The organism is Cryobacterium sp. SO1 (genome assembly GCF_004210215.2).
Lineage (GTDB): Bacteria > Actinomycetota > Actinomycetes > Actinomycetales > Microbacteriaceae > Cryobacterium.
The window spans coordinates 161,016-187,194 of the sequence record NZ_CP067394.1; the positions used below are offsets into that span (position 1 = coordinate 161,016).

Genomic DNA, 26,179 nt, shown 5'->3' on the forward strand with positions numbered 1-26,179 from the left:
GGCGGGGGCGGCGCCCGGGCCAGCGAGCCGTGCTGGGTGTCGCGGCGGGGTCAGAGGCGGCCGGGCAGCCCCTCCATGGCTTGCGCCGCCAGCGGGTCGATGCGGCCCAGTCGGGTGAGCTGGGTGACGTGGGCAGGCTTGAGCTCCTCGAGCGAGTTCACGCCCAGCAGTCGCATGGTGCGGGCCACCTGGTCGGAGAGGATCTGGATGGCCCGGTCGACGCCGGCCTCGCCGCCGGCCATCAGGCCGTACAGGTAGGCGCGGCCGATCATGGTGAACCGGGCGCCGAGCGCCACGGAGGCCACAATGTCGGCGCCGCTCATGATGCCGGTGTCCAGGTGCACCTCGAGGTCGTTGCCCACCTCGCGGGCCACGCTAGGCAGCAGGTGGAACGGGATCGGCGCCCGGTCCAGCTGCCGGCCGCCGTGGTTGGACAGGGTGATGCCGTCCACACCGAGGTCGGCCAGTTTCTTCGCGTCGGCCAGATTCTGCACCCCCTTCACCACGAGCTTGCCCGGCCACTGGTCCTTGATCCAGGCGAGGTCCTCGAAGGTCACGGTGGGGTCGAACATGGTGTCGAGCAGCTCGCCCACCGTGCCGCTCCAACGGTCCAGGCTGGCGAAGGCCAGCGGCTCGGTGGTGAGGAAGTTGATCCACCATTCCGGACGCGGCAGCGCGTTCACCACGGTGCCCAGGGTGAGCTGGGGCGGGATGGAGAAACCGTTGCGCTTGTCGCGCAAGCGTGCGCCCGCCACGGGCACGTCCACGGTCACGAGCAGGGTGTCGAAGCCTGCGGCGGCGGCTCGCTCCACCAGCGCCATGGACCGGTCGCGGTCCTTCCACATGTAGAGCTGGAACCAGTTGCGGCCGTGCGGGTTGGCGGCCTTGACGTCTTCGATGGCCGTGGTGCCCATGGTCGACAGCGAGAACGGGATGCCGGCCTTAGCGGCCGCGTGGGCGCCGGCGATCTCGCCCTCGGTCTGCATCATCCGGGTGAAGCCGGTGGGGGCGATGCCGAACGGTTGCGCGACGGGAGAACCGAGCACGTCCCAGCCGGTGGACACCGTCGACACGTCGCGCAGGATGGACGGCTGGAACTCGATGTCCTCGAAGGCCTGGCGGGCGCGCTGCAGCGAGATCTCTCCCTCCGCGGCGCCCTCGGTGTAGTCGAACGCGGCCTTGGGGGTGCGCTTCTTGGCGATGGCGCGCAGGTCATGGATGGTCAGCGCCGCGTCGAGGCGGCGCTTCTTGGCGTTGAGCTCGGGCGCTTTGAACTGCAGGAGCGGAGCGAGGTCTGTGATCTTGGGAAGGCGGCGGTCAACCATGGACTGTCCTGTTCTGGGCGGGGGCGGGTCGGTGGGAGTCAGCGGGAGGCCGGTGTGAGCCGGGTCTCGGCGTAATAGCCGGAAATGTGCGCGTGCACGAGACCGTGGGCGCCGGTCGGGTCTGCGGCCTCGATGGCCGCCAGGATGCCCCGATGCTCGGCACGCAGACGCGCGGAGGTGTCCGGCCAGGAGGCGAGTCTCTCGACCCCGGCGCGCACATACCCCTCGATGGCGCTGCGCAGCCCGGCCATCGTGGCGATCACCACCTGATTGCCGCAGGCCTCGGCCAGCGACAGGTGGAAGGCCGCGTCGAGGGTGAGGAATTCGTCTTCGGACAGGCCCGGGGCATCCATCGCGTCGAGCAGTTGAGCGCACCGGCCCAGGTCGGGGTCGCGGCGGTCGGGATGCAGCAGCGCCGCCGACAACACGGCCTCGGCAAGCTCGGCGGCCACGGCGGTTTCGAGCACCAGCCGGGTCTTCACGATGTCGGCCACCGGGAAGCCCTGGGCCGCGACCTGGAGGCGCATCAGAGCACTCATGCCGCCGCCGGGCAGTGCCACGATGATCGCGCCGGCGGTGGGTCCGGAGCCCACGTTGGTGCGCACGAGCCCGAGCACCTCGAGCACCCGGATGGCTTCGCGCACGCTCGAGCGGCCCACGCCCAGCTCCGTGGCCAGGGCGCGCTCGCCGGGGAGCCGGTCGCCGGGCTTCAGTCGACCGCCGAGCAGGGCGTGTTCGATGTGGGTGAGCACGATCTCCCAGGCACGGCGTTCGTCGACGGTCACGGTGTCCTCCTCCATTGGCGGGCTGTGGGTCTGGCGTGCTGTCGGTCTGACGCGCGGTGTTCAGATGCGCGGCGCTGTGCACGCTGATCATGTGGTCTGACCACATAGCCTAGCCAGCCGACGCGCAATAATCCAGCCCGGCCCTTGGCCGGTTCTGCCGGGAGCTGACGGGAGGAGCGGTCGGGCCGGTGAGGTCCCCACGGCCCAAGAAGGACTCCGGCGGGGCGTGCGCTCAGCGGGACTGGCGTCGCTTGCCCGGCGCGGACTGGCCCTTGACGGCGGGCGCGCGCCCGCGACCCTTTGAGGCCTTGGCCTTGCCGCCGCCGGATCCGCTGCTGTTGCCCGAGCCCTGGGAGGGGCCGCCGGCCGGGGGCATGTGGGCCAGCAGCCCCTTGGACTCCGCGAGTAGGGCGATCCCGGCCTCGGTGAGGTAGGGGTTGTCGGCGGCAGGCTCGAAGAGCGCAACGCCGAGCTCGGTTTCCAGCGCGGCGACCGACTTCATCAGCGTCGTGCGCGACACGTTGAGGTTCTTCGCGGCACGAGCGATGTCCAGTTCCTCGGCGACGGCGACAAAACGCCGGAGCAATGTGGTGTCCACGGGCATCCTCTCTGCCGCACGCGCCAGTCGCGTACCTGCAGTACAGGTTACGCGGTGGCAGCGGCCTCCACGGGCCTGGCCTGCACCCTGGCGTCGTCGAGGAGCTTCATGAACTCGCGCATCCACTCGGGGTGGTCGGGCCAGGCCCGACCGGAGACCAGGTTGCCGTCCACGACGGCCGCGCCGTTCTCGAAGGTGCCGCCGCCCAGTTCCACGTCGAGTTTGAGCGCCGGATACGCCGACGAGGTGCGACCGTGCAGCACGCCAGCGGCGGCGAGCAACAGGGGTCCGTGACAGAGGGCGGCGACCGGTGCGTTGGTCTCGAAGAAATACCGCACGATGCGCTGGGCGTCTTCGTCATTGCGGATGTATTCCGGCGCGCGGCCGCCGGGAACCACTACGGCCAGGTAGTCGGCCGGATTCACATCCCGGAACGCGATGTCGGCGGCCAGAGTATGGCCGAGCTTCTCGGTGTACGTGTCGAAGCCGTCCACGAAGTCGTGCACGACGAACTGCAGGGTCTTCTTCTCCGGGGCGGCGATGTGCACATCGTAGCCGGCCTCGCGCAGCCGCTGGTAGGGGTAGAACACCTCGAGGGTCTCGGCGGCGTCTCCGGTGAGGATGATGATCTTCTCCATGGCATACCTCTCTGTATGAGCCTATTTGTGCCCTCCGTGGGGCAGGGTATGCCCGCCAGCATCCGTCGGTCGCCGGCCGGCCGCAACCCCTGGCCGATCAGACGAAGAGCAGCACGATCCCCAGGATCGCCGAGCCGACACCCAGGCCGATGAGGATCAGTCCGGTCAGACGCAGCGCCTTGCCGTCGTGGTCCGGGGAGTGGGTGCGGCAGCGCTCGGGCGCCCTGGCGTTGAACCACAGGGTGACATCGTCACCGGGTTCGAGATGCGCGGTCTCGTGGCTGTCGGCGCGGGCCTCGTGCACCTCACCGGTGGTGTCGAACCAGCGGATCACCGAGCCGCTCTTCGTGGCCGCCACGACACCATCCGCCTGCACCCAGCGGCGCCCGAAGCCGCGAACCGACAGGCCGACGATGTACAGCGGGAGACCCACCAGAAGACCGACGATGGTGAAGATCTCGCTGAGCATCGAGACGATGTCGTGAAGGTCCACCCGTTCCGCCATTCCCGTTGCTCTGCCTAGGGTGAAATGTTAGCGTGCGCGGCGCGGGAGCGTGGTGTCGGGCTGTAGTTGCGCGCAGGGTGGGCCTGGTGCAGCAGGGTGCGCTGGTGGTGCGGGCCTCAACCGGGGGATGACCCGGCCGGTTCCGCGCCCAGGTTCTAGCGCGGGCTGGTCGCCTCGACGACGACGATCTCGCGGGTGGCGGTGTCGCGGTCCCTGACCTGCCTGGCAAGGTCGGCTTTCGCGGTGACGATGCGGATGGCCGTGGTGGCCGGCTGGCCGTCGCCGCGGTGCCGAACCCGCAACCTGGGCACGCCGCGGGGCTCGGTGCGCGGCCGGATTCGCACACGCAGGCGCTGATAGCGCACCATCCAGAACATCACGGCGGCAGCGGCGATCAGGCCGCTGGCGGCGGCGACTCCGATGGCCCAACGCGGGCCGTACTGGTCGGCGACCCAGCCCACCAGCGGGGCGCCGAGCGGGGTGCCGCCGGCGAAAATGGCCATGTACAGGGCCATCACCCGGCCGCGCATGGCCGGTTCGGTGGTGGTCTGCACGTAGGCGTTCGCCGTTGTCATCAGGGTCAGCGAGGTGAGCCCGACGAACGCGAGTGAGATCGCGAAGGTGAGGTAGCTGGGCATCACGGCGGCGATCGCGCAGGTCAGGCCGAAGAAGAAGGCTCCGCCGACCACGAGTCGCATCCGGGGCCGGCTGCGCCTGGCCGAGAGTAGAGCGCCGGCCACGCTGCCGACGGCCATGATCGAGCTGAGGATGCCGAACTCGGTGGCCCCCATGCCGAACTCCACTGTGGCCATGGTCGAGGTGAAAATGGCGAAGTTGAAGCCGAAGGTGCCCACCAGGAACACCGTGATCAGCACCGCGACGATGTCCGGCCGATGCCAAACATAACGGAAGCCGGCCATGAGCTGGCCGCGTTCGCGCGGCGCCCGCGGCTGCTTGCGCAACTGCTTGGTGCGCAGCAGGGTCATGGCGAACACGGTGAAGGCGAAGGTGGCGGCGTTGATCATGAACACCCAGCCGGCGCCGACGGCGACGGTGAGCAGGCCGGCCGCGGCGGGACCGATCAGCCGCGCACCGTTGAACGAGGCCGAGTTGAGCGCCACGGCGTTGGAGAGGCTATCGTCTGGAACGAGCTCGGAGACGAAGGTCTGCCGGGCGGGGGCGTCGATGGCGGCGACGATGCCCAGGCCGAGGGCGAAGAGGTAGACATGCCAGAGCTCGACGACACCGGTGACGGTGATCAGGCCGAGGCCCAGGGCGAGGCCTCCCATCAGGGACTGGGTGAGCATGAGCAGCGTGCGCCGGTCGAACCTGTCGGCGATAAGGCCGGACCAGGGCATCAGCACGAGCTGCGGCCCGAACTGCAGGGCCATTACGATGCCCACCGCGGTGGCGTTGTAGTCGGTGAGCTGGGTCAGCACGATCCAGTCCTGGGCCGTGCGCTGCATCCAGGTGCCCACATTGGACACCAGGGCGCCGGCGAACCAGATCCGGTAGTTGACCACGCTCATAGAGCGGAACATTGCACTCAACTGTTGGCGAGCTCCTTCATGATTTCGGTGGCGGCGGCCAGTGTCTGGCGCTGCTCAGGGGTGAGTGTGAGGATGCGTGTGGCGATCCAGTCGTCCCGGCGCCTGCGGGTCTCGCGCACCAGGGTCATCCCGTTGTCTGTGACCGTGAGCACGACCTTGCGGCCGTCCTCGGCCGAGCCGGCTCTGTTGACCAGGCCGGCTTCGACCAGCGCGTTGACGGTGCGATTCATCGAGGGCGGCGTCACGCGCTCCTCCTCGCTGAGCGCGCTCAGGGTCATCGGGCCGAGCCTGAAGACCGCGCCGAGGGCCGAGAACTGGCCGCTGGTGAGTTCGTTGTCCGCTTGCTCCTGGCGTACACGGCGGGCGAGCCGACCGTTCGCGAGCCTGAAATCATGGCTCAACTCCGCGACCGAGCGCCGCTTGGTGTGCGGGGCGGCGGCCGCGGGTGCGGATGCGGGGGAGATGGGCGCAGTGGGACTCTCAGACATGATTACTTAGCCTAACAAATTAGCCATGCTAATGATTCCCGGGTTCCCCGCGTTCCCCACTGCGCCCACTTGCGCCAACTGTTCCCGTTGCGGACAAGTGCACCCGGTGTGCCGGGTGCACTTGTCCGCAACGGGGCGAGTTGCGAGGGAGCAGCGGCGGGGAAACGGGAGCGGGACAGGTGCGGTGGTTGTGCGGCAGAATGAGTCCGTGCCCACCTTCATTGACGAATATGGCGTCCCGATCGTCTACTATGCCTGGCCTGTCGACAACCCGAGAGCCATCGTGCAGCTTGTGCACGGGGTGGGCGAGCACGCCCTGCGCTATCGCGAGGTGGCCCGCGCGCTCAACGCGGCCGGCTACTCGGTCTACGCCGACGACCACCGCGGGCACGGCCAGACCGGGATGCTGCAGCACCGCGGCGACGCGGCCCAGCTGGGCCGGCTCGGCGTTGGCGGCCTGCGCGCGGCGGTCGCCGCTGTGCACGCCTTCACCGGCGTGATCCGCCAGGCGGCGCTGCAGCAGGCGGCGGTGCACGGCGCGCAGCCCGCCCAGCCCGCCCAGCCCGCCCAGCCCGCGCAGGCCGCGCCTGCTGCGCAGCCCGCGAGGTCGGTGCCGTCCGAGTCGCCGGCGCAACCCGCGGTGCCGCTGGTGTTGATCGGCCACAGCTGGGGCTCGTTCATGGCGCAGATGATCCTCAACGAGTATCCCCAGGACTACCAGGCTGCCGTACTCACCGGCACCGCCTACCGCTGGCCCGGCTACCTCGATAGCGGCGACCTCAACCGCAAACACAAGCACCTCGGCACAACGGGCGCCGAGTGGCTCAGCCGGGACCCGGCGGTCGCTGCGGCGTTCGTGGCCGATCCGCTCACCACGAGCGTGCCCCTGGCCACGCTCTTCGGACTGCGCGACGCCGCCCGCATCCTCGGCCGCCCGGCCCGGCGCCTCCCGGCAACCCTGCCCGTGCTCATCCAGGTGGGCGGCGACGACCCCGTGGGCGGGGAGCGCAGCGCCAGGAAGCTCGCCGCCGCCTACACCCGCCGGTCCGGGCTGCGGGATGTGAGCCTGATCGTCTACCCCGGCGCGCGGCACGAGGTCTTCAACGAGACCAACCGCGACGAGGTGCTGGGTGACCTGATGGCCTGGCTGGGGGCCCGCTTGCCGGCTCCCGCCCAGGAGTCCGCCGCCGACGATTAGGCTGGGCTCATGCATGGTGAATACAAGGTCCCCGGCGGCAAACTCGTCGTGGTCGATCTGAATGTCGTCGACAACGTCATCACCGATTTTCGCCTGGCCGGTGATTTCTTTCTCGAGCCGGATGACGCGCTCGAGGACATCAACGCCGCGGTGAACGGCCTCGCCGCCGACAGCGACGCCGCCACCATCGCGGCGGCCGTCCGGGCCGCGTTACCGCCTGCGGCCACCCTGCTCGGCTTCTCGCCGGAGTCGGTCGCCGTGGCCATCCGTCGCTCGCTCGCCCACGCCAGCGGCTGGCGCGACTACGAGTGGCAGCTCATCCACACCAAGGCCGTGCCGCCGGTGATGCAGATGGCGCTCGACGAAGTGCTCGCGGTCGAGGTCGGCGAGGGCCGCCGCAGCCCCACCCTGCGCATCTGGGAGTGGAACGAACCGGCCGTCGTCATCGGCAGCTTCCAGTCGCTGAAGAACGAGGTCGACCCGGTCAACGCCGAGAAGCACGGTTTCACCGTGGTGCGCCGGGTCTCCGGCGGTGGAGCCATGTTCATGGAGGCCGGCTCGGTGATCACCTACTCGATCTACGCGCCCACCGAGCTTGTGCAGGGCATGAGCTTCGCCGATTCCTACGCATTCCTCGACGAGTGGGTCATCACGGCCCTCAAGACCCTCGGGATCGACGCGCACTACCAGCCGCTCAACGACATCACGAGCCCCACCGGCAAGATCGGCGGCGCGGCCCAGAAGCGGCTCGGCAGCGGTGCCGTGCTGCACCACGTCACCATGAGCTACGACATGGACGGCGAGAAGATGGTGCAGGTGCTGCGCATCGGCCGGGAGAAGCTCAGCGACAAGGGCATCACCAGCGCCGCCAAGCGGGTGGACCCGCTCCGCAGCCAGACCGGGCTCAGCCGCGCCGAGATCATCGACCGTATGAAGCAGACCTTCACGAGCCTCTACGGTGCCAAGCCGGGCGAGATCACCGACGAGGAGTATGCCAAGGCGGCCGACCTCGTCGAGAGTAAATTCAGCACCGACGCGTGGATCGGCCGTGTCCCCTGACCAGAAGTATGACCTGACCGGCAGCTCTACCTGACCAGCAGTGCTACCGGCCGCGACTGAGCAGGTCCTGGTATTCGACGTGCCGGTCGATCCAGTCCGCGACGAACGGGCAGGCCGCCACCACGGTGAGGTCGGTGCGGGTGCGCACGTCATCCAGCGCCTCCTCGATGAGGATGCCGGCCAGCCCGTTGGCGCGCTTGGCCGGGTCGACCTCGGTGTGGATGAAGGTGAGATCCTGGCCCACCTGCCGGTAGTCCGCCAGGCCCACGAGTCCGTCGTCCTGCCAGAGGGTATACCGCGAAAGATCGGGTTCATGCCGCACCTCGGCGATGGCGTCCTCACGGGTCAACTTGTCGATCGTCATCGGATCAGCGTAGGCCGACTGACACAATGAGGGAATGCCAAACGCGTGGACTCAGTCCTCTCCCAGCAGAGTCATCGAGGCAGACAACCTGGCGGTGCTGCCCACGCTGCCCGACGGTGTCTTCACCCTGATCTACCTCGACCCGCCGTTCAACACCGGCCGCAGCCAGAAACGCCAGGCCACCACGTCGGTACGGAGCACCCTGGCCAGCGGCTTGCACGCCACCGGAACGATCACAGGCTTCAAGGGTCAGCGCTACGAGCGCATCAAGGGTGACTTGCTCGGCTACGACGACCAGTTCGAGGACTACTGGGCGTTCCTGGAGCCCCGTCTGATCGAGGCCTGGCGGCTGCTGGCCGACGACGGCACCCTCTACCTGCACCTGGATTACCGCGAAGCGCACTACGCCAAGGTGCTGCTCGATGCCCTCTTCGGCCGGGACTGCTTTCTCAACGAACTGATCTGGGCCTACGACTACGGAGCGAAATCGAAGAACCGGTGGCCCACCAAGCACGACACGATCCTGGTCTACGTGAAGAACCCCCGGAGCTACTACTTCGACTCCAGCACAGTCGACCGGGAGCCGTACATGGCGCCGGGCCTGGTCACACCTGAGAAGGTGGCCAAGGGCAAGCTGCCGACGGATGTCTGGTGGCACACGATCGTCTCGCCCACCGGCAAGGAGAAAACCGGCTACCCCACCCAGAAGCCCGTCGGCATCCTGCGCCGCATGATCCAGGCGTCCAGCCGCGAGGGCGACTGGGTTTTGGACTTCTTCGCCGGCAGCGGTACGACGGGAGCCGTCGCGGCGGCCCTGAACCGCAAATTCGTGCTCATCGACCAGAACCCGGAGTCACTCACCGTGATGCACGAGAGGCTCGGCGCCCTGCCCGACGTGGATTTCGTCGACGCCGAGCAGGAGACAAGACTGGGAGCATGAGACTCCGCATCTTCACCGAGCCCCAGCAGGGCGCCAACTACGACGACCTCCTCGCCGTCGCGCAGGCCACCGAGACGCTGGGCTTTGACGCCTTCTTCCGCAGTGACCACTACCTCGCCATGGGCGAGAACGTCTCCGGGCTGCCCGGGCCGACGGATGCCTGGACCACCCTGGCCGGACTGGCGCGCGAAACCAAGCGGATCCGCCTGGGCACCCTGGTGTCATCGGTCACCTACCGGCCGCCGGGCGTGCTGGCGATCCAGGTCGCCCAGGTCGACCAGATGTCCGGCGGACGCGTGGAACTGGGCCTGGGCACGGGCTGGTTCGAACAGGAGCACCTGGCCTATGGTATTCCGTTCCCGGCCAAGCGGTTCGGCATGCTCGAAGAGCAACTCGAAGTGATCACCGGCCTGTGGGGCACCCCCGTCGGCGACACCTACAGCTTCACCGGCGAGCACTACAGACTCGTCGATTCGCCGGCGCTGCCCAAGCCCACACAGGCCCGGGTGCCGGTGATCGTCGGCGGTGGCGGCGCCAAGCGCACCCCGGCGATGGCCGCCAGGTTCGCCACCGAGTTCAACCTGCCGTTCCCCGACTTCGCCGACATACCGGCAAAGTTCGCCGGGGTGCGGACGGCCTGTGAGGCCGTGGGCCGCGATCCCGGGGAGCTGGTCTACTCGACCGCGCTGATCGCGGTGGCGGGAGCCGACGAGGCCGCCTTCACCCGCCGCGCCGCCGCTGTGGGTCGGGAGAGAGCCGAACTGCGCGAACACGGCATCGCCGGCACCACCGGTGAGGTCGTCGACAGGCTCGGTGCCCTCGCCGCCGACGGCGTGGAGTGCGTCTACTTGCAGATCATGGACCTCGCCGACCTCGATCACCTGGACTTCATCGCCCGCGAGGTCGTGCCGCAGCTGGCCTGACCTGCCGTGGCCGGCCTGCCGTGGCTACGCGGACTCGCGCAGCACCAGTCGGGTGGGCATGAGGGCGCGGTGCGGCATACTCTCGTCACCGGCGAGCCGGCGCAGCAGGATGTCCGCCATCGCGTGGCCCATCTCTTCGGAGGGCTGGCTCACGGTGGTCAGCGGCACCGGACCGCTCAGCGCAGCCGGGCTGTCATCGAAACCGACGACGGCGACATCCCCGGGTACGGAACGGCCGGACTCGCGCAGTACGGCAGCGGCGCCGGTGGCCATCAGGTCACTCGCCACGAAGAGGCCGTCGATGTCGGGGCACCGCTCCAGCAGCCGGCGGGTGGCTGCCGCGCCGCCCGCGGCGGTGAAGTCGGCGAGTTCGACGGCATCCGTGGGCAGCCCGGCCCGCTCGAGCGCGCGCCGGAAACCGGTGAGCCGGTCGATGCCGGCCGGCATGTCCCCGGCCCCCGCGATGGAGCCGATGCGGAGGCGCCCCATGTCGATCAGGTGCTGGGTCCCGGTTTCCGCGCCGGCGGCGTTATCGACGTCGACGAACCAGGCCCCGACATTGTCTGCGTTCGACGGCCGGCCACCGAAGACCACCGGCATGGTCGTTTCGAGTTCGGCCACGAAGTCGTCGCCGGTGTGGTGCGACACGACCAGTGCACCGTCGACGTTGCCCGAGCGCAGGTAGCGTAGGGTCTTGTGCCGCGGGTCACTCGAGGCGACCAGCAGGTTGAGCGTGTAGTCGCTCTGGTCGAGGCGGCGGGTGATGCCCTGCACAACCGCGGCGAAGTACGGGTCACCGAAGAACCGGGCCATGTCTTCCGGCACGACCAAGGCGACCGCCTGGGTCTGCCGACTCGCCAACGAGCGGGCCGCCCGGTTCGGCACGTAGTTGAGCTTGTCGATCGCCTCGGTCACCGAGGCGACAATCTCCGGGCTGACTTTGGTGGACCCGTTCACGACCCGGCTCACGGTCGCCCGGGACACCCCGGCCACCTCGGCCACCATTTCCAAGGTGGGCTGCGAGGGACGGGCCTGGCGCACATCGGTTGTCATGAAGTCAGTCTAATTTGGGTGCGTCATCCATCAGGGGGAGGGCGCGGCGCTGGATGATGTCGGCGTACGCTCGTCCGCTGTCCTTGACGATGCGCTCCTGCGTGTCGTAGTCGACCCGCACGATGCCGAAGCGCTTCCCGTAGCCCCAGGCCCACTCGTAGTTGTCCATCAGCGACCAGTAGAAATAGCCCAGGACGTCGACACCCTCATCGATCGCGTCGAGGATGGCACCCAGGTGATCGGTGAGGAATTCGGTGCGCCGCGCATCCGGAACGCTGCCGTCTGCCGCGACGACGTCGTCGAATGCCGCGCCGTTCTCGGTGACGTAGAGGCTCGTTCCGGTCGGGGCGGCGTAGTCGGTGTTCACCCGAACGAGCAGCTCACGCAGCCCGTCGGGCTGGATCTCCCACTCCATCGCGGTCAGCGGCAGCCCCTGCGGGTGGCCGTAGACGCCGTCGGCGGCTGGGTACGGCGACCGCGTGGGGCGGCTGGTCGAGGCCTGGGCGAGCAGCGGATGCGCGGCCGGGCGATCGCTGACCAGGTCGCCGTGGTAGTAGTTCACGCCGAGGGTGTCGATCGGCTGGTTGATCTGGGCCAGGTCTCCCTCGTGGATGAAATCGGTCAGGCCGTGGTCGGCCACGTCCTCGAGCACATCCTCCGGGTAGGAGCCGCGGAAGATCGGGTCGAGGAAGATCCGGTTGAACTGCCCGTCGATGCGGCGGGCGGCATCCACATCGCCGGCCCGGGTGGGATCGACCGGCTTGGCGACGGTGAGGTTGAGCGTGATGCCGAGCTCGAGCTTCGGGTCGCGTTCGCGGAGCGCCTCGACGGCGAGGCCGTGACCCAGGAGCAGGTGGTGCGCCGCCGCCAGACCGTCCCGGGGGCTCTGCCGGCCGGGGGCGTGGGCGCCGCCGGTGTAGCTGAGGAAGGAGGAGCACCACGGCTCGTTAAGGGTGGTCCACACGCCCACGCGGTCACCGAGGGCGTCGTGCACGGTGAGGGCGTAGTCCCGGAAGCGCGCGGCGGTATCGCGGTTGGTCCAGCCGCCCGTTTCCTCCAGGGCCTGCGGCAGGTCCCAGTGGTAGAGGGTCAGCCACGGCTTGATGCCGGCGCCGAGCAGCTCGTCGACCAGACGGGAGTAGAAGTCCACACCCTTCGGGTTGACCGGCCCGCCGTCAGGGCGCACCCGCGACCAGGAGGTGGAGAAGCGGTAGGTCTGCAGCCCCAGGTCCTTCATCAGGGCGACGTCGTCCCGGTAACGGTGGTAGTGGTCGCAGGCGACGTCGCCGTTGTCGGCGTTGACGACCGCGCCCGGCACGCGGCTGAACGCGTCCCAGATCGAATCCGTGCGCCCGTCCTCGTGGGCGGCGCCCTCGATCTGGTAGGCAGCCGTCGCCGCCCCGAAGAGGAATTCGGTCGGGAATGAGCGTGCGTGTGAGGTCATACCCATATTCTCGGGGATCGTCTCGAAGGTTCCGACCGAGGTCATCCCTTGACCGCGCCCTGCATGATCCCGGCCACCAGCTGCTTGCCCAGGAATATGAAGACCAGGATCAGCGGGATGATCGAGAGGACGACGCCCGCCAGCACGAGCGAGTAGTCCACGTAGAAGGCGGCCTGCAGCTGCTGCAGCGCCACGGGAAGGGTCGGGTTGCCCGGGCCGAGCACGATGAACGGCCAGAAGAAGTTGGTCCAGGTTCCGATGAATGTGAACAAGGCGAGCATCGCTGCCGCCGGGCGGGCGGCCGGGAGGCCGATGTGCCAGAAGCTGCGGATCATCGACGCTCCGTCCATCCGCACCGCCTCGATCAGCTCGTCGGGCAGCGCGTCGCGCAGGTACTGGGTCATCCAGAACACGCCGAACGCGGTCACCATGCCGGGCGCGATGACGGCCCAGAGGCTACCGGTCCAGCCCAGCCGCGACATGACGATGAACAGCGGCACGATGCCGAGTTGGGTCGGGACCGCCATGGTGGCGATCACGAAGATGAGCAGGCCCTCGCGGCCGCGGAACTTCAGCTTCGCGAAGGCGTAACCGGCGAGCGTGGAGAACATGACGACGCTGAGCGACACCACGCTCGACACGATGATGCTGTTGCCCAGCGCCGTCCAGAACGGGATGCTGTCGATCACGGTGGCTGCGTTGGCGAGGAAGTTGCCGCCCGGAATCCACATCATGCCGTTCTGGTTCAGCGCGGAGGCATCCTGGCTGCCGATCAGGAACGACCACCAAATCGGGAAGGCCGAACCGGTGAGCACCGCGATCAGGATCCCGTAGACCCACAGGGAGGGCCGACGGTCGTGGCCGCCGATGATTGTCTTGCTCATTTCATTCCTTTCGCGCGGACGCGCAGCTTGCGGTCGGCGGTGCCGGAGATTCGCCGGGTGATCAAGAAGTTGATTACCGCGATGAGGATGATGATCAGGAAGAGCAGCCAGGCCACGGCGGAGGCCCGGCCGAAGTTGCGCTGGTTCCAGCCGAGTTCGTAGATATACAGGGTGAGCGTCTGCCACTGCCGGCTCGCCCCGCCCTGGCCGACATTGTCGAACATGCGCGCCTCGTCGAAGATCTGCAGCCCGCCGATCGTCGAGGTGAGGATGACGAAGATGATGATCGGGCGCAGCAGCGGCAGGGTGATCGACCGGAAGGTGCGCCAGCGGTTGGCGCCGTCGATGATGGCGGCCTCGTAGAAGTCGCGGGGGACAGCCTGCATGGCGGCCAGGAAGATGAGGGCGTTGTAGCCGGTCCAGCGGAAGTTCACCATCGTGGCGATGGCGATGTGGCTGGGGAGCACGTCGACGTGCCAGCGGATGGGTTCGAGTCCCAGGCTCATGATGGCGCTGTTGATGAGGCCGAACTTGTCACCGAAGAGATCGTTGAAGATCAGCGCGACCGCGACCGGGGCCACGACGTAGGGCAGCAGAACGCCCATGCGCCAGAAAGTCTTGCCACGCAGGTTGAAGTCGAGCACGGCGGCGATGCCGAGCGCGACGAGAACCTGGGGGATGCTGGAAAGCAGGAAGATGCTGAAGGTGTTGCGCAGGGAGTTCCAGAAGTAGCCCTGGGTCAGCACCGTGACGAAGTTTTCCAGGCCGACGAAGTCGCCCTGGCCGCCGATGAGGTTCCAGTCGTGCACCGACACCCACGCCGTGTACAGCAGCGGGAAGAGGCCCATGACGGCGAAGACGAGAAAGAAAGGGGAGATGTAGAGATAGGGCGAGAAGCGCACATCCCAGCGGCTCAGTTTGTGGCTGAGGGCGATGCGACGGACGCTGCGGGCATCCACCTCGACAGCGGCGGCGGTAGTCATGAACAGTCCTTCGGTGGTTGAGCTTGTCGAAACCCGGTGGTCGAGCATGTCGAGACCCGGTGGTCGAGCCGGTCGAGCCGGCCCAGCCGGTCGAGCCGGGAGCCGGGCCGGTTGAGACCAGGTGGTCCCGACCGGCCGGCCCACGGATGGTGCTGGTTAGCCGAGCGACGCGACGTCGGTCTCGAACTGCGCCCACGACTCGTCGGGCGTCATCGTGCCGTCCTCGACGCGGGTCAGCGCCTGCTGCATGGCATCGTTGATGGGGAAGTAGAACTCACCCTTGAACGGGGTCACATCGACAGCGGCGGCGCGGTTGGCGAGGATCTCACCGGTCGCCGCGTTGTTGAAGAACTCGTTCGTGGCGCCGAGGAGCTCCTCACTCTCGAGTGCCTCCAACTGGCTCGGGAAGGTGCCCTTGGAAGCGAACGCCTTGAGCTGCTGCTCCGGCGCGGTCAGCCAGGCGGCGAGCTTCTGTGCCTCGGCCTGGTTCTTGGACTGCTCGGGGACGGTCAGGTACGAGCCGCCCCAGTTGCCGCCGCCGCCGGGGAAGGTGTCGGCGATGTCCCAGCCGGTGACGCCCTCAGCGTTGCCGGAGATCACGCCGAGCATCCAACCCGGGCAGAGCATCGTGGCGAAGCCGTCGTTCTGGAAGCTGGCGGTCCAGTCGTCGCTCCACTGTCCCAGGTGCGCGGACAGCGTGCTGCTGGCCTCGAGCACGCTCGTGTAGGCCTCCTTCACCTCCGGGTTCTCGGTGGCGATGATGGTGCCGTCTTCTTCTTCATAGGCGTTGGGGATCTGGTTGACAACGCCCTGCCAGGTGGCTCCGGCGGAGTCGAACCACGGCACGTTCGTGCCGGCGGCGGCGAACGTCTCACCGGCCGCGTAGTAGCTCTCCCAGCTGTCGCCCAGCATGGTGGCGACCTCGGCCCGGTCGGTCGGCAGGCCGGCGGCGGCGAACAGGTCGGAGCGGTAGCAGACTGCTTCCGGGCCGATGTCGGTGCCGTAGGCGATCAAGCGGCCGTCGGCGTCCGTGGCGGCTTCGGACTTCCAGTCCAGCCAGCGGTCCTTGACGTCGTCGCTGGTCAGGTCGATGAACTGGTCGGAGTACTGCAGCAGTTCGGGCAGCCAGTCGACCTCGATGGCCTCCACGTCACTCAGGCCGCTGCCGGCAGCGAGGCGGGTCGTGAGGTTGTCGCGGGCCTCGTTGGAGGTGGCGGCCTTCTTGTGCGTGATGGTGACGTTCGGGTTCGCCTTCTCGTACTCGGCGAACAGGTCGTCGTAGCCGAATTCGTTGAACGTCGCGACGGTCAGTTTGACGTTCTTGTCGGTGGACTGCTCGCTGCCGGCGTCGGCCGAACAACCGGACAAAACCAGTGCGAAGGATGCTGCTCCGGCGACTGTTACTGCAAGTGTGGTGCGCGGGATACGCTTCACGGTCACTCCCTTGTGTGCGTGCTGATGGGTGGATGTGAGGCCGCTCCCGGTCAGGCTGTGAGAGCGCTCTCACGTGGTGATGCTCACGCTAGCGGCCCCATCGGTGGTTGTCAAGAGAGCGCTCTCATTTGCGCCGATGCGGCGAGCGGGGGCGGCGGCCGTGCCGCCGCCCCAACGGTCAGGACGCGGCGTGCTCCGGAACCGTCACCGTGAGGCGGCGCACTCGGCCGTCGCGGCGGAAGACGCTGGCACTCACGTCGGCGTCCAGCGCGCCGTCCCTCCCGGGCACCTCGGTGCCGTCGGCGAGGAGCGCGACGACCTCGAGCGGGCCGCCGCGGTGGAACACGACCGGGACCTGGCAGAACGTGAACGCGAGCGCGCCCTCGGGTAGGTCGATGCTCTGCGGCTCCCCAGAGGTGTTCCGGTACGAGAAGGTGCCCGGCGCCGTGGTCCATTCGCCGGCCCGCAACAGGGTGGGCCGCATCCGGATGCGACCGCCCTCGACCCGCAGGCCGAGCTCGCCCAGGCGGGTGAGCACCTCCTCCTTCACCTGCCCGGTCATCCCCGGCTGCCGGGCGCCGTGGCCCGCGGGGGTGTGCGAGTAGGGGTCGGTCGGGAACGCGCCGTAGGTCAGCGGGTCCTTGCAGTAGCCGATGCCGGCCCGCACATCCTCGTACGCCGCCATCAGCCCCCGGATCGAGGCCTCATCGGCCTGCTCGGCGACGGCCCGTTCGAGCGTCTCCTGCACCGCGAGCAGCAGCTTGGACACCATGTGCCAGTAGATGCTGCCGAGGCCCTCGTAGGCGAAGAACGAACCGGAGCGACCGGTGAACTCCGCATGCCGGAAGACCTCCTCGAAGATGGCGAGCAGCTCGGCCCGGTCCTGTTCCACGGCGCAGCCGAGCTCCGGGTCGGCGCTGAGCCGGTCCAGCGCCTCCGACACGCCCCGGGCGTTCCGGATGTGGGCGGCGAAATGCAGGTCGCCCTGGAGGTCCCGCACGACGACGCTGCGGTCGCCGGCCTCGGCAAGCATCAGGGCCAGGGGGCAGTCGGCGGCCCGGGCAGCACTGAAGGTGTTCCGGGCGAGGAAGGGTGGCAGGTCCTTGTCGGGATAGAGGATGTAGCTGTGCTGGTCGGCGCGGTACAGCCGGCTCGTGCGGAGGGCACCGAGCAGGTCCAGCGACTCCTCCGGGCCGAGCAGGCCGGAGGAGAGGATGGCGACCTGACCTTCGAGCATCTCCGCGAGCCGCCGCACGTCGGCGGTCTCGGTGCTGAGGTCCAGAATGTTGTAGGAGTGCGTGAGCCCGTCGCCGCGCCGGTTGGCGCGCAAGCCCGACTCGACGAAGCGCTGGGCGAGGTCGAGCAGCTCGGCGACGTCTGCCGCCGCGACCGTCGACCGGCCGCCGCCGAAGCCGGCGTAGACCCGCGCACGATACGCGGTCCCGGCCTCGCCCAGACCGTCCATGACGGTCCGGCGGCGCGTGGAATCGAACCCGTCGGCGAGGGCATCCGCATGCTCTAAAAGCACGTCGCGCACCGCGCCGAGCAGTCCGGCCAGCTCGCTCGTGAGTTCGACGTCGACTGTCAGGAGGTCCTGCACGAAGACGAGGTAACGACGCAGGTAGGCGAGCGTGACCACCGACAGGCCGCGGCCGACGAGCGCGTTGTTGGCGTCGTTCCATTCCGGGCGCTGGGTCGTCATCCAGATGCCGCCGTCCGGCACCAGGTTGACGAGTTTGGCCAGCAGGAGCAGCAGCACCTTCTCGGCCAGCGTCACCCGCACGAGGTCGCCGTCGGCGCCGTGCACGAGCCGTCCGTCCGAGCCCTCCGCGGCAACCCGGCCAGCGATCGTGCGTTGCCGCTCGTCGTCGAAGGTGATGGTGTTGTACGGGTCCGAGAGGATGTCCCGATAGGCGGCGATCCGGTACGGCACGTCGGCGTGGGTGAAGGCCGCCCGGTTGAGGAGGGCGTCGAGGCGCCCTGGGTGGAAGCGGTGGGAGGTTTCGAGCAGCTTGAGCAGGTAGATGATCTGGTGGTCGCTCCAGTACCCGATGTTGGCCCACGGGTCCTCGGGCTCGGGCACCTCCCAGTCGATGCCCTCACGGGAGATCCGGTACGGGTTGTAGCCGTCGGAGGTCGTGGCGTCGAGGAAGATCGTGATCATCGACTCCACGTATTCGGGGAACGACCAGGCCAGCGCCTCCCAGTTCTGGAAGATGTCCCGCCAGTTGCCCTGGTATTCCAGGCGACGATTGCCGCTGTCGTCGGTCAGCACGATCCGGAACTGGTTCCACGGCCGGCTGGGGTCGCCGTGCCGGCGGCTGAATGTGAGTGGCAGGTATTCCGTGGCCAGGCGCCACAGGTCGATGTCGTCGTGCTCCTCGGCGATGGCGATGAGTTCGTCGGCCCGCAGCCGCTCGGGCAGCGCCGCCAGCACGCTGGCGCAGCGGCGGGCGGTGGCCTGGCTCCGCTGGGTGATGAACGTCCGCACGTCGCTCGACTCCACGGTGTAGCCTTCGGCGGGGACGCCGCCGCGCATCGTGTTGAAGAGCACGTTGGCGGTGTGGTGGATGGTCGCCAGTTCGTCGCCGGTGTGCTGGGCGGCGTCGGTGGCTCCGAGGATGGTCTCCAGGTCGGACCGGGTGGCGGCGATGTCGGTCGCGAGCTCATCGGCGAGTGCGAGCGGGTCCCGGAGCTTCTGGCGCAGGCCGACGACGTCCGCCGCGTCCTGGTTGACGTCGGCGACGACCTGCCAGCGCCGGGTGCTGTCGGGGTCCAGGGTGATTCGCGCGCGCACGAGGTAGGCGCCGCGCCGGCCGCGGACATCCGTCTCGGCGGTGATGCCCCGGCCCCGGGCGAAGGCGGCCACCTGGTCGATTGAGAGCAGGTGCTCGGCGTTGCCCAGCCCGACCTGCCAGGCCACGTTGGCCTGCAGCGACTCGCTGGGCTCGGCGAGGTCGGAGAGCGTCGCGCTCAGGGTCAGCAGCCCGAGGCCTGTCGGCGGGTCGAGTTCGGCCCGCTTGTAGGCGTCGAGCAGCACGCTCAACTCGTTCTGGGTCTTCTTTCCGGCCCCGGCGGGAAGGATGTTCACCAGGCCGTCGAGGAGCTCGACGTCGAGCGTGTGCTCGGCGAGCGAGGTCAGGGCGCAGCTGCGCACGACGCCGAAGCGGGCGCTCGTCTGCCAGGTCACCCGCAGGCGCAGGCCGAGATCGGGGCGGGTCTCCTCGAAGACCAGTGTGGTGCCGAGGGCGTCCTTGTAGAGCGTGCGCTGAACGTCCTGATCGTTCGGGTGCAGCTCGGCGAACGGCTGCCAGTGGGTGCTGGTCCCGTCGGGGCGCCGGACGAGCAGCACGCTGAGGCCGCCGGTGCGTCCGGCGCTCTCGGTGACCTTGTCGTCGGTGTAATACGGGAAGAGGGCACGGTCGGCGTCGACCCGGCCGGCCGTCAGGCCGCCCGTGCTCGAGATGAACAGCCAGACGTCGCTCGCGCCGACGAGGGTCATGAAGAACGGCGGCATCTGGTCGTAGGCCTCGATCCGGTAGAACCGGCGCCCGTCCAGGTCGACCGGTCCGCCCCGGACGGCACCCGCCCCGGGATTCGTGTCCTCTGTGACGACGACGGGAGAGTCGCCCCGGTCGGCGGGCTGGGCGATGGTCTCGAGGGGCATGCGATCCTCCATTGGATTCACCCCGGCGGGTGTTCCGGCCGGCGACGGCTCCCACCAATGAGAGCGCTCTCACAGCCTGTCAGACTTCGCGCGCTCATTCAAGCGCCGGCCCCCGCGGCATTCGCCGAAGGGGCCGGGGAAGGGACCGAGCGCTAGGCGAAAACCGCCACGGCTTCGGACACCGGTACTGGCCCGGAAATGAGGTGCAGGATCGTAGCGTCACCCGCGCCGGTGCGAACCAGCTCGGCCAGGACCGCGGCCACGTCGGCGCGGGGGACGCTGCCCTCGCTCTCCGGCTGCACGGCTCCGTTCGCGTCGGGACCGGTGCGCTCCAGGCGCACCGTGCCGGTGGGCTGCTCGTCGGTGAGGGTGCCCGGTCGCACGATGGTCCAGGACAGATCGCGGCGCGCGAGGTCGTCTTCAGCGCCGAGCTTGGCCTGCAGGTAGCCCACGAAGTCCGCCGGCACTCCGGCGGGCGTGGCGTCGTTCCGCACCAGGTCGGCGCCGGTGGAGGAGATCTGCACAAAGCGGCGAACACCGGCGGCCTCAGCGGCATCGGCCAGCAACACTGAGGCGCCCAGGTCGACGGAGGTCTTGCGGGCATCGTTGCTGCCGGCCCCGGCACCGGCGGCGAAGATCGCCACGTCGGCACCGGCAAGGACGGCGCTCACAGCGTCGACCGAGCTGTTCTCCAGGTCGAGGACCACCGGCTGCGCGCCGTCCTGGATCAGGTCCGCGCTCTGGTCCGGATTGCGGATCAGGCCGATCACGGTGTGTCCGTCGCGAGACAGCTCCCGGCTCAGGGATCGGGCAATTTTTCCATGGGCACCAGCTATAACGATTTGCATAGCCACTACAACAGTGGAGCGGACGGCGAAATTCCCCGGTCCCGGATCGCGGTGCGCCCGTCGGCGGCCCCGGGCACGAGCCGCCCGTCGGTGCAGGCTATGCTCGGCATCGTGTTAGAACAACCGCGCCGGGGGGCGTCGCCGCGCGTGCGCCGTCGACGCGGACTCGTCGCGGTCGCCGCGGGACTGCTCGTGATCGCCGGCGGGGGAGCGGTCATCCTGGGCACTCTCACCGCCACCGGGAACGCCCCGCCGACCACGGCCGCCTCACCGTCGGCCGCGCCACCGGCCGCCCTGCCGGCCGAACCTCCGCGCCCGTCCCCCTCGGTCTCGCCCGATCCGGCGCCGGCGCCCACGTTCGACCGCGCCGCCCGTTCGATCGACGACCCGAACAGCATCTGGGTGGTCGTCGACAAGCTCCGCCCGCTCAACCCCACCGACTACACTCCCGACGACCTCGTCGACGTGCCGATCCCGTTCGCGAACGCACCGCAGTTGCGGCGGGAAGCCTCGGACGCCGTCGTGGCCCTGTTCGCCGCGTTCACGGCCGAAACCGGACTGGCTTTGCAATCGCAGAGCGCGTACCGCGGCTTCGACGCCCAGACCCGGATCTACAAAAACGATGTCGCCAACCTCGGTCAGGTGGGCGCGGACCTGAGCACCGCGCGCCCCGGCACCAGCGAACATCAGACCGGTCTCACCATCGACATCAGTGCCCAACCCGGCGAATGCTCCCTCAGCGCCTGCTTCGCCGACACCCGGCACGGCCAGTGGCTGGCTGTCAATGCCTGGCGGTTCGGGTTCCTGCTGCGCTACCCGGCCGACAAGACCCCGGTGACCGGCTACGAATTCGAGCCCTGGCACTTCCGGTACATCGGGATCGACCTGGCCACCGAAATGCACAACACCGGGTTCTCCACCCTAGAGGAGTTCTTCGGCCTTCCGGCAGCCCCCTCCTACGGCTGAATCATGCGCCGACGGCCGAATCGCTCATCGCCGGCCAGTTCATCGCCGGCCAGTTCAGCGCCGGCCAGCTCAGCGCCGGCCAGGTCGGCGCCGCCTGGGTCAGCTCGACGGCCTTCGCCGCGTATCTCACAGCCCACCCCGAGCGGGCGACACCGCTCACGGCCGACAGCGTTCGCAGGTCAAGGTGGGCGTTTCGGGCAGTTCGACTGGGACGACTCCGGCGACAAAGACCACACCGGCATCGTGACCCGGGGCAGCATCCGAATTCATCGGCGGCTCATGGCGCAGTCCCAGGCTCTTCACCAAATCCTATGGTTGTCTTGAAACCTCCTTCCCGTCGAATAGAGGTAGTTGTGGCTTTAGCTCGACCAGCACGGATCGGCGTCATCGCCCTGGTCCTGGGCGGACTCGTCATCGGAACCGTGGCCTTGGCAACGTCCGGCACGGATCGAACAGGCTCGGCCCAGGACGGCACCACCGCGGCCGATGCCTCCGCCGCCAGCTCGACAGACTCGGAGGCCGAGCCGCGCGAGACGCCGGCGAGAACGGCCGAGCCCGTGGACCTGGACCCCGCGGTGCAGGCGCAGCTGAGCTACGCGCTGGCGCACTGGAGCGACTACAACACCGACGAGTACGGCGTGGTCACCGGCAACGACTGCGTGAACTTCACCAGCCAGTCCCTGGTGGCCAGGGGTTGGGCGATGGACGAGGACTGGTGGACCAGCGGAACCGGCTCCGACTTCGACTTCTCCTCGCCCTGGGTGAGCTCGACGGCGTTCATGAACTACCTGGCCGACTCCGGCCGGGCGACCGCACTGACCGACGATCAGCGTGACCAGGTGAAGCTCGGCGACGTTGTGCAGTTCGACTGGGACAACTCCGGCGACCGCGACCACACCGCCATCGTTACCCGCATCGAGGGGACCGGCGATAACATCGTCGTCTCCTACGCCGGGCACACCGACGACACCGACTATCTGTCGGTGGACTTCGCGATCACCGAGAAGCACCCGGGTGGGACCGCCTACTACTGGAGCATCCCCTAGCCCCCTCCCACCGCCAATGACTCGCCCACTTCTGCTGGTGGGGCGGGTTCCGCACCAGCAGAAGTGGGCGAGTCTGGTGCCGGGGCTAGCTGATCGCGGCGTCGACGATGGCCTTGGCCTCGATCTGCACTTGCGCCAGGTGCTCCGGGCCCTTGAACGACTCGGCGTAGATCTTGTAGACGTCTTCGGTGCCGCTGGGCCTGGCGGCGAACCAGGCGTATTCGGTGAGGACCTTGACGCCGCCGATGGCCGCGCCGTTGCCGGGAGCGTGGCTGAGCGCGCCGATGATCTTGTCCCCGGCGAGTTCGGTGGCCGTGATGGCCGCGCCGTCGAGCTTGGCCAGGGCGCTCTTCTGCGCCGGCGTGGCCACGGCGTCGATGCGCTCGTAGGCCGGGGCGCCGAAGTGCTCGGCCAGTTCGGCGTAGCGCACGCTGGGCGACTTGCCGGTCACGGCGACGATCTCCGACGCGAGCAGGGCCAGCAGGATGCCGTCCTTGTCGGTGGTCCAGACCGTGCCGTCAAAGCGCACGAAGCTGGCGCCGGCGCTCTCTTCGCCGCCGAAGGCGACCGACCCGTCGATCAGGCCGGGCACGAACCACTTGAAGCCCACCGGCACCTCCCACAGTTCGCGGCCGAGGAACCCGGCGACGCGGTCGATCATGGTGGAGGACACCAGGGTCTTGCCGATCGCGGCGTCCGTCCGCCAGCCGTCGCGGTGGCTGTACAGGTACTCGATGGCCACGGCCAGGAAGTGGTTCGGGTTCATCAGGCCGGCGTCCGGGGTAACGATGCCGTGCCGGTCGGCGTCGGCGTCGTTGCCGGTGAGGATGTCGAAGTCGTCCTTGTGCGCCAGCACCGACGCCATCGCAGAGGGGCTGGACGGGTCCATCCGGATCTTGCCGTCCCAGTCCAGGGTCATGAACGCCCAGGTGGGGTCGACGTGCGGGTTGACCACGGTGAGGTTGAGCTCGTACCGGTCCCGGATCGCGCCCCAGTAGCCCACGCTCGCGCCGCCCAGCGGGTCGGCGCCGATGCGGATGCCGCTGGCCTTGATCGCCTTCATGTCGATGATGTTCTCGAGGTCGTCGACGTAGGCGCCGCGGAAGTCGTAGGTCTCCACGGCGCTCGGCTCCGCCATCCGCACGGCGCGCATCTCGTCGGCGATGATCTCGTTGGCCCGGTTGGCGATCCAGGAGGTGGCGTCGCTGTCGGCCGGTCCGCCGTGCGGCGGGTTGTACTTGAAGCCGCCGTCCATGGGCGGGTTGTGGCTGGGGGTGACGACGATGCCGTCGGCCTGGTCGTCGTGGCCGGCCCGGTTGTAGGCCAGGATTGCGTGGGAGAGCGCCGGGGTGGGCACGTAGTCGTCGAACTCGTCGACCAGGACCCGCACGTTGTTGCCGACGAGGACCTCGAGGGCCGTGGTGGTGGCCGGCTTGCTCAGCGCGTGGGTGTCGGCGCCGATGAACAGCGGGCCGGTGATGCCCTGGCCGGCGCGGTACTCCACGATGGCCTGGGTGGTGGCGAGAATGTGGTTCTCGTTGAAAGCCGTGTTGAGCGAACTGCCGCGGTGGCCAGAGGTGCCGAAGACGACCCGCTGGGCTGTGACGGACACATCCGGCTTGAGGTCGTAATAGGCCCGGATGAGGGCTTCAACGTCGATCAGATCTGATTTCTGGGCCAGGGTGCCTGCGCGTTCGGTCATAGTGTCCAGTCTTGCACTCCAACTAGGCTGTGAGCCATGCCACAGACTCCCGATGTGCACTACAGCTTCCTGGGGCCGGCCGGGACCTTCACCGAGGCCGCGCTCGCCCAGGTGCCCGAAGCCCAGGGCCTGCCCTGGCGGGCGGTCAACAACGTGGGGGAGGCCCTCGCCGACGTGGTGAGCGGCCGCAGCGTCGCCGCGATGATCGCCATCGAGAACTCCGTCGACGGCGGGGTGAGCGCCACCCAGGACGCCCTCGCCAGCGTGCCGAACCTGCGGATCATCGGCGAGTACCTGGTACCGGTCAACTTCGTGCTGGTCGCCAGGCCCGGCACCACCCTTAACGACGTCAAGATCGTCAACGCGCATCCGGTGGCGTACGCCCAGTGCCGCAGCTGGCTGGAGCGCACCCTGCCCAAGCACGGGCACATCCCGTCGTCGAGCAACGTGGCCGCCGCGGCTGCGCTGTTCGAACCGGGTCCGGCGGATGCCGCCGTGGCCCCGCCCGGCATCGAGAAGCACCACGACCTCACCGTGCTCGCCCGCAACATCGGCGACAACCCCAACGCCGTGACCCGGTTCGTGCTTGTGGGCCGCACCACGCTCATCCCGGCGCCGACCGGGGCCGACAAGACCAGCGTCATCGTAGAACTGCCCGAGGACCGGGCCGGCGCCCTGCTCGAGATGCTCGAGCAGTTCGCCACCCGCGGCGTCAACCTCAGCCTGATCCAGTCCCGGCCGATCGGCGACTCCCTCGGCCGGTACCGGTTCGTCATCGACGCCGACGGCCACATCCTCGACGAACGGGTCGCCGACGCGCTGCTGGGCCTGCGCCGGTTCAGCCCCAAGGTGATCTTCCTCGGCTCGTATCCGCGGGCCGACAAGGCGGCCAACGTGTTCACCGACCGGTACGACGACGGGGTGTTCATCGAAGCCAGGGACTGGCTGCGCGGGCTCATCTCGGGGGAGCCGACGGAATGACCGGGTCAGGGGGAGGCGACCGGCCGGTCTTCGACCCGCGGCACGACGCCAGGTTCCAGCGTGGCTACCGGCCCGGCGACGCGCCCAACGTGCCCGAGCGGCCCGGACTGATCAGCCCGCCGCCTACGTCCCCGGTCGCCGCGACCGTGGGCACCGACGACTCGCTCGACTTCGACACCCTGGCCTTCGACGGCGACGTCTTCCAGGACGAGCTGGAGAGCTCGAGGTGGAACCCGTTCATCGCCGTGCTCTGGGTGCTGGCCCTCGTGCTCCCCGCCGGGGGCATGGCACTGCAGTGGCAGGCCGTGAGCGGCATGTACCGGAACAACTCCTTTTCAGGCAACGGGGAACCACCGGTCTCCTTCGTGCTCCAGCAGTTCAGCTATCTGGTCGCGCCGCCCCTGATCTCGGCCGGGGTCGTGATCCTCGGCGGACTGCTGTTCTGGCACGCGGCGGCCTGGCGAGCACGCCGGCGCCGTGCTGTCGAGGGCCTCTGACACCGAACCGGTCAGGAACCATCCGTTCGCTGTGCGCGGCCGGCCGGCACCCGCACCAGCAGGGCCCCGGCATCCGCCCGGAGGAACATGCTCGCCACCGGACCGAATTCGTCGCCGTCCAGCTCGTACGGTGCCGTCGCCGCCCGCGGCGAGCACCATGGCCACACCCTGGCGGAGCGCCAGCCGGGTGACATTCTGGTCGGGGTCGGCCACGCTGGTCTCGAGCCAGAGCGGAGCGTCCCAGCCGGCCGCGGCGGCGGCGGCGTTCACGGCCAGGCGCAACCTGTCGACATCCGTTTTC

At 68.8% G+C, this 26,179-nt stretch carries 26 protein-coding genes; 8 read left to right on the plus strand and 18 right to left on the minus strand.

Annotated elements, in window-relative coordinates; genetic code table 11:
- Positions 1–50 precede the first annotated feature (50 nt).
- From BJQ95_RS00720 to BJQ95_RS00750, 7 genes are all read right to left on the minus strand, one after another.
- Positions 51–1,325, minus strand: a complete 1,275-nt coding sequence (locus tag BJQ95_RS00720; RefSeq protein WP_130177943.1) for an alpha-hydroxy acid oxidase — start codon at positions 1,323–1,325, stop codon at positions 51–53.
- 38 nt (positions 1,326–1,363) lie between these two features.
- The gene (locus tag BJQ95_RS00725; protein WP_240694763.1) at positions 1,364–2,110 is read right to left on the minus strand and encodes a FadR/GntR family transcriptional regulator; all 747 of its coding nucleotides are present in this window, start codon (positions 2,108–2,110) and stop codon (positions 1,364–1,366) included.
- 232 nt (positions 2,111–2,342) lie between these two features.
- Positions 2,343–2,708, minus strand: a complete 366-nt coding sequence (locus BJQ95_RS00730; protein ID WP_165384944.1) for a LysR family transcriptional regulator — start codon at positions 2,706–2,708, stop codon at positions 2,343–2,345.
- 47 nt (positions 2,709–2,755) lie between these two features.
- Positions 2,756–3,346: a DJ-1/PfpI family protein gene (locus BJQ95_RS00735; RefSeq protein ID WP_130177946.1), complete on the minus strand. Its 591-nt coding sequence runs from the start codon at positions 3,344–3,346 to the stop codon at positions 2,756–2,758.
- Positions 3,347–3,443: 97 nt separating this feature from the next.
- The gene (locus tag BJQ95_RS00740; RefSeq protein WP_240694764.1) at positions 3,444–3,839 is read right to left on the minus strand and encodes a DUF3592 domain-containing protein; all 396 of its coding nucleotides are present in this window, start codon (positions 3,837–3,839) and stop codon (positions 3,444–3,446) included.
- A 167-nt stretch (positions 3,840–4,006) separates the two neighbouring features.
- A complete protein-coding gene (locus tag BJQ95_RS00745; protein WP_130177948.1) occupies positions 4,007–5,392 on the minus strand; it encodes an MFS transporter in 1,386 nt (461 codons plus the stop codon).
- A 5-nt stretch (positions 5,393–5,397) separates the two neighbouring features.
- Positions 5,398–5,889 (minus strand): MarR family winged helix-turn-helix transcriptional regulator, encoded by a 492-nt coding sequence (locus BJQ95_RS00750; protein ID WP_130177949.1) that lies wholly within the window; start codon positions 5,887–5,889, stop codon positions 5,398–5,400.
- Between the two features lie 208 nt (positions 5,890–6,097).
- Between BJQ95_RS00750 and BJQ95_RS19410 the strand changes: the two genes are divergently transcribed.
- Together BJQ95_RS19410 and BJQ95_RS00765 are read left to right on the plus strand one after the other, a co-directional pair.
- The gene (locus BJQ95_RS19410; protein ID WP_305088561.1) at positions 6,098–7,087 is read left to right on the plus strand and encodes a serine aminopeptidase domain-containing protein; all 990 of its coding nucleotides are present in this window, start codon (positions 6,098–6,100) and stop codon (positions 7,085–7,087) included.
- 9 nt (positions 7,088–7,096) lie between these two features.
- Entirely contained in the window at positions 7,097–8,146 is a 1,050-nt protein-coding gene (locus tag BJQ95_RS00765) for a biotin/lipoate A/B protein ligase family protein (RefSeq protein WP_130176941.1), read from the plus strand.
- Positions 8,147–8,189: 43 nt separating this feature from the next.
- Here BJQ95_RS00765 and BJQ95_RS00770 read toward each other — a convergent pair whose 3' ends face one another.
- Entirely contained in the window at positions 8,190–8,510 is a 321-nt protein-coding gene (locus BJQ95_RS00770) for a GNAT family N-acetyltransferase (protein ID WP_130176942.1), read from the minus strand.
- Between the two features lie 34 nt (positions 8,511–8,544).
- Here BJQ95_RS00770 and BJQ95_RS00775 point away from each other — a divergent pair, with 34 nt between their 5' ends.
- Both BJQ95_RS00775 and BJQ95_RS00780 read left to right on the plus strand, forming a co-directional pair.
- On the plus strand, positions 8,545–9,450 hold the full coding sequence (locus BJQ95_RS00775) for a site-specific DNA-methyltransferase (protein ID WP_130176943.1): 906 nt from the start codon (positions 8,545–8,547) through the stop codon (positions 9,448–9,450).
- The gene (locus BJQ95_RS00780; protein WP_130176944.1) at positions 9,447–10,373 is read left to right on the plus strand and encodes an LLM class F420-dependent oxidoreductase; all 927 of its coding nucleotides are present in this window, start codon (positions 9,447–9,449) and stop codon (positions 10,371–10,373) included. Before BJQ95_RS00775 ends, BJQ95_RS00780 begins: the two co-directional genes overlap by 4 nt.
- Positions 10,374–10,397: 24 nt before the next feature.
- On the opposite strand, the gene BJQ95_RS00785 is transcribed toward BJQ95_RS00780, so the two are convergent.
- The 7 genes from BJQ95_RS00785 to BJQ95_RS00815 form a co-directional block, all read right to left on the minus strand.
- Positions 10,398–11,426 (minus strand): LacI family DNA-binding transcriptional regulator, encoded by a 1,029-nt coding sequence (locus BJQ95_RS00785; protein ID WP_130176945.1) that lies wholly within the window; start codon positions 11,424–11,426, stop codon positions 10,398–10,400.
- A 4-nt stretch (positions 11,427–11,430) separates the two neighbouring features.
- Positions 11,431–12,870 carry a GH1 family beta-glucosidase gene (locus tag BJQ95_RS00790; protein ID WP_130176946.1) on the minus strand — a complete coding sequence of 480 codons (1,440 nt, stop codon included), beginning with the start codon at positions 12,868–12,870 and terminating at the stop codon, positions 11,431–11,433.
- A gap of 41 nt (positions 12,871–12,911) precedes the next feature.
- Positions 12,912–13,754: a carbohydrate ABC transporter permease gene (locus tag BJQ95_RS00795; protein ID WP_130176947.1), complete on the minus strand. Its 843-nt coding sequence runs from the start codon at positions 13,752–13,754 to the stop codon at positions 12,912–12,914.
- Positions 13,751–14,737: a carbohydrate ABC transporter permease gene (locus tag BJQ95_RS00800; RefSeq protein ID WP_130176948.1), complete on the minus strand. Its 987-nt coding sequence runs from the start codon at positions 14,735–14,737 to the stop codon at positions 13,751–13,753. Before BJQ95_RS00800 ends, BJQ95_RS00795 begins: the two co-directional genes overlap by 4 nt.
- 156 nt (positions 14,738–14,893) lie before the next feature.
- Positions 14,894–16,105, minus strand: coding sequence for an ABC transporter substrate-binding protein (locus BJQ95_RS00805; RefSeq protein ID WP_256041479.1), 1,212 nt, complete (start codon positions 16,103–16,105; stop codon positions 14,894–14,896).
- 244 nt (positions 16,106–16,349) lie between these two features.
- Positions 16,350–19,838 (minus strand): hypothetical protein, encoded by a 3,489-nt coding sequence (locus tag BJQ95_RS00810; RefSeq protein WP_130176950.1) that lies wholly within the window; start codon positions 19,836–19,838, stop codon positions 16,350–16,352.
- 152 nt (positions 19,839–19,990) lie between these two features.
- Entirely contained in the window at positions 19,991–20,686 is a 696-nt protein-coding gene (locus tag BJQ95_RS00815; protein ID WP_130176951.1) for an SDR family oxidoreductase, read from the minus strand.
- A 147-nt stretch (positions 20,687–20,833) separates the two neighbouring features.
- Here BJQ95_RS00815 and BJQ95_RS00820 point away from each other — a divergent pair, with 147 nt between their 5' ends.
- A complete protein-coding gene (locus tag BJQ95_RS00820; RefSeq protein ID WP_256041480.1) occupies positions 20,834–21,652 on the plus strand; it encodes a M15 family metallopeptidase in 819 nt (272 codons plus the stop codon).
- Between the two features lies 1 nt (position 21,653).
- Here BJQ95_RS00820 and BJQ95_RS00825 read toward each other — a convergent pair whose 3' ends face one another.
- Entirely contained in the window at positions 21,654–21,812 is a 159-nt protein-coding gene (locus tag BJQ95_RS00825; RefSeq protein WP_165384879.1) for a hypothetical protein, read from the minus strand.
- A 193-nt stretch (positions 21,813–22,005) separates the two neighbouring features.
- Between BJQ95_RS00825 and BJQ95_RS00830 the strand changes: the two genes are divergently transcribed.
- Complete coding sequence (locus BJQ95_RS00830; protein WP_165384880.1) at positions 22,006–22,698, plus strand: amidase domain-containing protein; 693 nt, start codon at positions 22,006–22,008, stop codon at positions 22,696–22,698.
- Positions 22,699–22,783: 85 nt separating this feature from the next.
- On the opposite strand, the gene pgm is transcribed toward BJQ95_RS00830, so the two are convergent.
- A complete protein-coding gene (pgm, locus tag BJQ95_RS00835; RefSeq protein WP_130176954.1) occupies positions 22,784–24,400 on the minus strand; it encodes a phosphoglucomutase (alpha-D-glucose-1,6-bisphosphate-dependent) in 1,617 nt (538 codons plus the stop codon).
- A 36-nt stretch (positions 24,401–24,436) separates the two neighbouring features.
- Here pgm and pheA point away from each other — a divergent pair, with 36 nt between their 5' ends.
- Both pheA and BJQ95_RS00845 read left to right on the plus strand, forming a co-directional pair.
- Entirely contained in the window at positions 24,437–25,381 is a 945-nt protein-coding gene (gene pheA, locus BJQ95_RS00840; protein ID WP_130176955.1) for a prephenate dehydratase, read from the plus strand.
- Positions 25,378–25,878, plus strand: a complete 501-nt coding sequence (locus BJQ95_RS00845) for a hypothetical protein (protein WP_130176956.1) — start codon at positions 25,378–25,380, stop codon at positions 25,876–25,878. The genes pheA and BJQ95_RS00845 overlap by 4 nt, the downstream gene beginning before the upstream one ends.
- A gap of 11 nt (positions 25,879–25,889) precedes the next feature.
- Here the strand turns inward: BJQ95_RS00845 and BJQ95_RS00850 are convergent, their stop codons facing one another.
- Positions 25,890–26,072: a hypothetical protein gene (locus BJQ95_RS00850; RefSeq protein ID WP_130176957.1), complete on the minus strand. Its 183-nt coding sequence runs from the start codon at positions 26,070–26,072 to the stop codon at positions 25,890–25,892.
- Positions 26,073–26,179 lie beyond the last annotated feature (107 nt).